Source organism: Monashia sp. HAY1-5C (assembly GCF_056755255.1).
The window spans coordinates 1-5,241 of the sequence record NZ_JBPGXG010000208.1 but is presented as its reverse complement, the minus strand read 5'-3'; the positions used below and the strand labels follow the sequence as shown (position 1 = coordinate 5,241).

At 74.1% G+C, this 5,241-nt stretch carries 4 protein-coding genes; 3 read left to right on the top strand and 1 reads right to left on the bottom strand.

Features of this window, described 5'->3' with window-relative positions:
* The coding region (locus tag ACR9ZK_RS20630) for a hypothetical protein (protein ID WP_481343836.1) at positions 1-1,153 on the top strand (1,153 nt) is incomplete at its 5' end.
* A gap of 33 nt (positions 1,154-1,186) precedes the next feature.
* Here ACR9ZK_RS20630 and ACR9ZK_RS20625 read toward each other — a convergent pair.
* A complete protein-coding gene (locus tag ACR9ZK_RS20625; RefSeq protein WP_481343835.1) occupies positions 1,187-2,728 on the bottom strand; it encodes an aminopeptidase P family protein in 1,542 nt (513 codons plus the stop codon).
* A 148-nt stretch (positions 2,729-2,876) separates the two neighbouring features.
* Here ACR9ZK_RS20625 and ACR9ZK_RS20620 point away from each other — a divergent pair, with 148 nt between their 5' ends.
* Together ACR9ZK_RS20620 and ACR9ZK_RS20615 are read left to right on the top strand one after the other, a co-directional pair.
* On the top strand, positions 2,877-4,562 hold the full coding sequence (locus ACR9ZK_RS20620) for a threonine/serine exporter family protein (protein WP_481343834.1): 1,686 nt from the start codon (positions 2,877-2,879) through the stop codon (positions 4,560-4,562).
* A gap of 108 nt (positions 4,563-4,670) precedes the next feature.
* Positions 4,671-5,225, top strand: a complete 555-nt coding sequence (locus tag ACR9ZK_RS20615; RefSeq protein WP_481343833.1) for a MaoC family dehydratase — start codon at positions 4,671-4,673, stop codon at positions 5,223-5,225.
* The last annotated feature ends 16 nt before the right edge of the window (positions 5,226-5,241 follow it).

Genomic DNA, 5,241 nt, shown 5'->3' with positions numbered 1-5,241 from the left:
TCCGTCGTCGGCAGCGTCAGATGTGTATAAGAGACAGTCCCACACCCGCGCCGGCACGGTCACCCGTAGCCGCGTGCTCGCCACCGCCCGCCGCGTCCTGCTCACCGGCGCGGCCCTCGCCTCGGCGTCGGCCCTGGTGGCCTGCGGCACGACCCCGGCACCCCGGCCGGGGCCGGGCTCCGGCGGGACGGCCCTGCCGCACGTGACACCGGGCGTGAAGCGGCCGGTCACGGCGCAGCGGCTCGAAGCCGACGGCGCCCTCTCGTGCCCCCGGAGCCTCGCCTCCGCCGACGGCCTCACCGTCCCGCACCAGCCGCAGGGACTCGACGGCAACGCCCGACTGCTTCCCCCGCGCGACCCCGCCTCCCTCGTCGTGTGCGCGTACCCGACGATGACGGTGACCTCGCCCCAGCCGCCCACGGCGCCGTATCGCCTGTCCCGGCGCACCGTGGCCTCGCCCGAGCTGCGAGCCCGCGTCGTCGACCTGTTCTCCTGGGCACCCCGCTGGAACGGGCAGGAGAACGTCTGCACCATGATGGCCGGCGACGAGACGGCCTACCTCGTGGGCGTGCGCTACGACGACGCCGTCGTCTGGGTCGCCGCCAAGGCCGACGCGAACTCGTGCTCACGAGCCACCAACGGTGACTTCACGTCGGGGGCCGCCCTCGGGGTCCCCCTGCGCGCGATGCTCACCGGCCTCCCCATGCCGGCCGGGAAGCGATGTGACGCAAGGACGTTCGGGCGCCTGGGCGACGAGCGGACCCTGGCGCCCGAGGGTGCGCCCCTCGTGACCGTGTGCCGCACGGCCGAGGACGGCACGACGAGAGCCACCGGCCTGGACCGGTCCAGGTCGGCGCAGGTGGTCGCCGCCCTTCGGGCCCTGCCGGTGCGTCCGACCGCGCACACCTGCACCGGCTCGGGCGCGGCGTCGGACGGGCGTTTCCACCTCGTGCTGACCTACCCGGAGGGCCCGGCGGTGCGCGTCGACGTCGACCCCGACTGCATGCCTCCCGTGCGGGGCGGCGGAGTCGAGTCCGCCGAGGTCGGCGACGTCGTGCGCCTCGTCGAGCGGTGGAGCCCCCGCATCCCCGGCCCCGACCCCGACGGCGCCGTCTCGTCACCCACCGCGGTCATGACCGCCGCCACCCCGTAGGCGCAGCCCCGGTCGGCGCGCCCGGGTGCGGGGTCAGGCCGTGATGCCGCGCTCGGCCCAGAGCCGGGCGATCCACGCCTCGACGTCGGCGCTGCTGCGCGGCATCGCCGCGGAGAGGTTCTCGCAGCCGTCCTCGGTGATGAGGACGTCGTCCTCGATGCGGACGCCGTTGCCCCGCAGCTCCGCCGGGACGAGCTCGTCGTCGGCCTTGAAGTAGAGACCGGGCTCGACGGTCAGGATCATGCCCGGCTCGAGCACGGCGTCGTTGTACTCCTCCCGCGTGGCGAGGGCGCAGTCGTGCACGTCGATGCCGAGGTGGTGGCTCGTGCCGTGCACCATCCAGCGGCGGTGGTACTGGCCGTGCTCCGCGTCGAGGGTGCCCTCGACGTCGACGCCCTCGGGCAGCAGGCCCCACTCGTGCAGGTGCTCGGCGATGACCCGGATGGCCGCGGCGTGCACGTCGGAGAACCTGTTGCCGGGCTTGCACGCCGCGATGCCGGCCTCCTGGGCCGCGAAGACCGCGTCGTAGATCCGGCGCTGGGCGTCGCTGAAGGTGCCGCTGACCGGAAGGGTGCGGGTGATGTCAGCGGTGAAGAGCGAGTCGACCTCGACGCCGGCGTCGAGGAGCAGCAGGTCGCCCTCGGCGATGTCGCCGGTGTTCTTGATCCAGTGCAGCGTGTTGGCGTGGTCCCCGCTCGCGCAGATCGAGTCGTAGCCGACGCCGTTGCCGTGGTGGCGCGCGTACAGGCCGAAGACACCCTCGACCCACCGCTCGCCGCGGCCGCGCCGGACGGCCTCGGGGAGGTCGGCGATGACGGCCTCGAAACCCCGGCGCGTGCCCTCGACGGCCGAGCGCATCTGCTCGACCTCCCAGTCGTCCTTGACGAGCCGCAGCAGCGACAGGAAGTGGGCCAGCGCCTCGTCCGCCTCGCGCTCGCGCTCGGTGCGCGACTCGACCTCGGCGGCGTCCTGGGACTCGGCGGCAGCGGCGCGCGCCCGGTCGACGCGCTCGGCGACCTCGGCGTCGGCGTCGCGGACGACCCGGACCGTCACGGACCCGGCGTCCTTGGCCACGGCGTCGGCGAGCTCGTCGATGTGGCGGGCCGTGAGGCCGAGCTCGGACTCGACGTCGGCGAGGGTGGGCCGCGCCCCGACCCAGAACTCGCCGTAGCGCGAGTCGCCGAAGAACTCCTCGGTGTCGCGGTCGGCCAAGGGGCGGAAGTAGAGGACCGCCTCGTGACCGGCGGCCTCGCCCTCACCCGTCGGCTCGAGGACGAGCACGGCGTCCGGCTCGCGGTCACCGCCGAGACCGGTGAGGTGCGCGAAGGCGCTGTGCGGGCGGAAGACGTAGTCGGTGTCGTTGCTGCGCACCTTGAGGCCGCCGGCGGGCACGACGAGGCGCTCACCCCGGAAGGCGGCGCTCACGGCGGCACGACGCTTGGCGGCCCAGTCGGCGACCTCGGACCGGGGGGTCACCCCGGTGCTCCGCGGCGCCCAGCCGGAGGCGACGAAGGCCCGGAACTCGTCGGTCGTCGGGCGCTTGCGGCTCGGTGAGGACTGCTGCTTCTCGCTCATCACCGGCTCATCGTGTCACGAACCGGCTGCGGCGCCGTAGCCGGTTTCCGACGGGTCAGGGCCCGGGCCCCGGCCCGGGCTCCGGCCCGGCCTCCGGCACGGTGGGGGCCTCGTGGCGGCGCGGCGTCGGGGTCCTAGAGTCGGGGAGGTGGCGCGCACCGACCGACCGACCCGGCCCACGACCGCACGACGGGCCCTGCCCTCGCTCCGGGCGAGCACGCGCCGGGCCATGCGGCCGAGCGGCCCGCCGACCGACGAGATCCCCGTCTGGACCACCCCGGACGGCGTCGACCGCGACACCGCCCTCGCCGTCATCGACCTGGCGATGCGCGCCGGCGTCGCGATGCTCTCCACGGGGGCCGCCGCGGCCGACGTCACGGCCACCGTCCTCATGCTCACCAAGGCCTACGGCCTGTCCGCCGTGCACGTCGACGTGACGTACACGTCGGTGACGGTGTCCTACCACCGCGGCCCCCACGCCGACCCGATGACGGTGCTGCGCATCGTCCGGTTCCGCGTCCAGGACTACACCCGGCTCGAGCGGCTGCGCGACCTCATCGTCGGGCTGGTCCAGGACCCCGTCGCCGTCGACGAGGCGAGGGTGCGCTTCGACGCCGTCATCACGGCGCCGCACCCGTACCGACGCTGGCTGGTCACCGTGGCCGGGGGAGCGCTCGCCGCCGGCGCGGCCGGGCTGCTCGGCGCCGGCTGGCTGCTCATCCTGACGAGCTTCGTCACCGCGACCATCGTCGGACGCGTCATCACCTGGCTCACCGGGGCGGGCGTGGCGGCGTTCTTCGCCCAGTGCGTCGGCGCGGCCATCCCGACGGCCGCGGCGACGCTCGTCGTCGTCGCCGGCTCGTTCGGCGTCGAGGTGGCCGAGGGGGTGTCGCCGTCCCTCGTCGTCGCGTCCGGCATCGTCCTGCTGCTGTCCGGGCTGTCCGTCGTCGGTGCGGCCGAGGACGCCCTCGAGGGCTACTACGTCACGGCCGGCGCGCGCGCCTTCGAGGTCGTCGTCCTGTCGCTCGGCATCGCCGTCGGCATCTCTGTCGTGCTCGCCGTCGGCAAGAGGCTCGACTACCCGATCGCCATCTCGTCGCAGACGCAGCTGACCGGCAACCTCACGGTCCAGGTGGTCTGCGCGGCGATCATCTCAGTGTCCTTCGCAGTGTCGTCGTACGCGAGCGGGCGGGCCGTCGCGGTGGCCGGTGTCGCCGGCGCCCTCGGCTGGCTCGTCCTCGCAGCGGCCGAGCGGCTGTCCTTCGGGGCCGTGTCGGCCTCGGCGCTCGCGGCGCTGCTCATCGGCTTCACCGCCCGGCTCGTGTCGCGACGCCTCGGCGTCTCCGCGCTGGCCGTCACCACCGCCGCGATCGTGCCGCTCCTGCCGGGACGGATGGCCTACGAGGGCATCTCGGCGCTCGTGACCGACCCCGACGGCAACGGCTTCGCGGTCGGCGTGCCGACGCTGCTGCAGGCGTTCGGCCTCGGCCTGGGCCTGGCTGCCGGCGTGTCGCTCGGTACGTACTTCGCGGGGCTGCTCGACGCCAAGAAGCAGGGCGTGCGCCCCCGCCCCGCCGCGGGGGCGACGCTGCCCGCCGACCCCGACCGCGACGCCGCGACGAGCACCGCGCCGGTCCTGTCCGACACGGGTGAGCTGTCGGCGGTCCTCGAGGAGGCCGCTGCCGGCGGCGTGTCCGGGCCCGCTGCCGGCGGCGTGTCCGGGGCGGCGGCCGCCGGCGGGTCCGACCCGGCCGCCCCCGGCGGGTCCGACGACGCCGCCGCCCCCGGGTCGGCGCAGCCCGTGGGCCACACGACCTCCTCGCGGGTTCGGTGACGCAGGCCACGGCGTGAGCAAGCCCACGGCGTCCGGCGGTGTCTCGTCGCAGGAGGCTCGGGCAGGCTGGGCAGCGTTGGCCGTCGGTGTCTGGCAGATGGAGGAGCGATGCAGTTCGGGCGCAGCTACGAGGAGTTCGAGGTCGGGGCCGTGTACAAGCACTGGCCCGGCAAGACGGTCACCGAGTACGACGACCACCTCTTCTGCCTGCTGACGATGAACCACCACCCGCTGCACCTCGACACGCACTACGCGGAGGAGACGACGCAGTTCGGCCGGAACGTCGTCGTCGGCAACTACGTCTACTCGATCCTGCTCGGCATGTCGGTCCCCGACATCTCCGGCAAGGCCATCGCGAACCTCGAGATCGAGTCGCTGCGCCACGTCGCGCCGACCTTCCACGGCGACACGCTCTACGGCGAGACACGGGTGCTCGACAAGTGGGAGTCGACGTCGAAGGACGACCGCGGCGTCGTGCACGTCGAGACGATCGGCTACAAGCAGGACGGCACGGTCGTGTGCATCTTCCGGCGCAAGGTCATGGTGCCGAAGCAGAGCTACCTCGAGGCACGCGGCGGCGAGCAGCCCGGCCGCCCCACCCCGGTCCCGGACCGGAACTGGCCCGGCCCCGACCCCACGCCCCTGTCTCTTATACACATCTGACGCTGCCGACGACGGA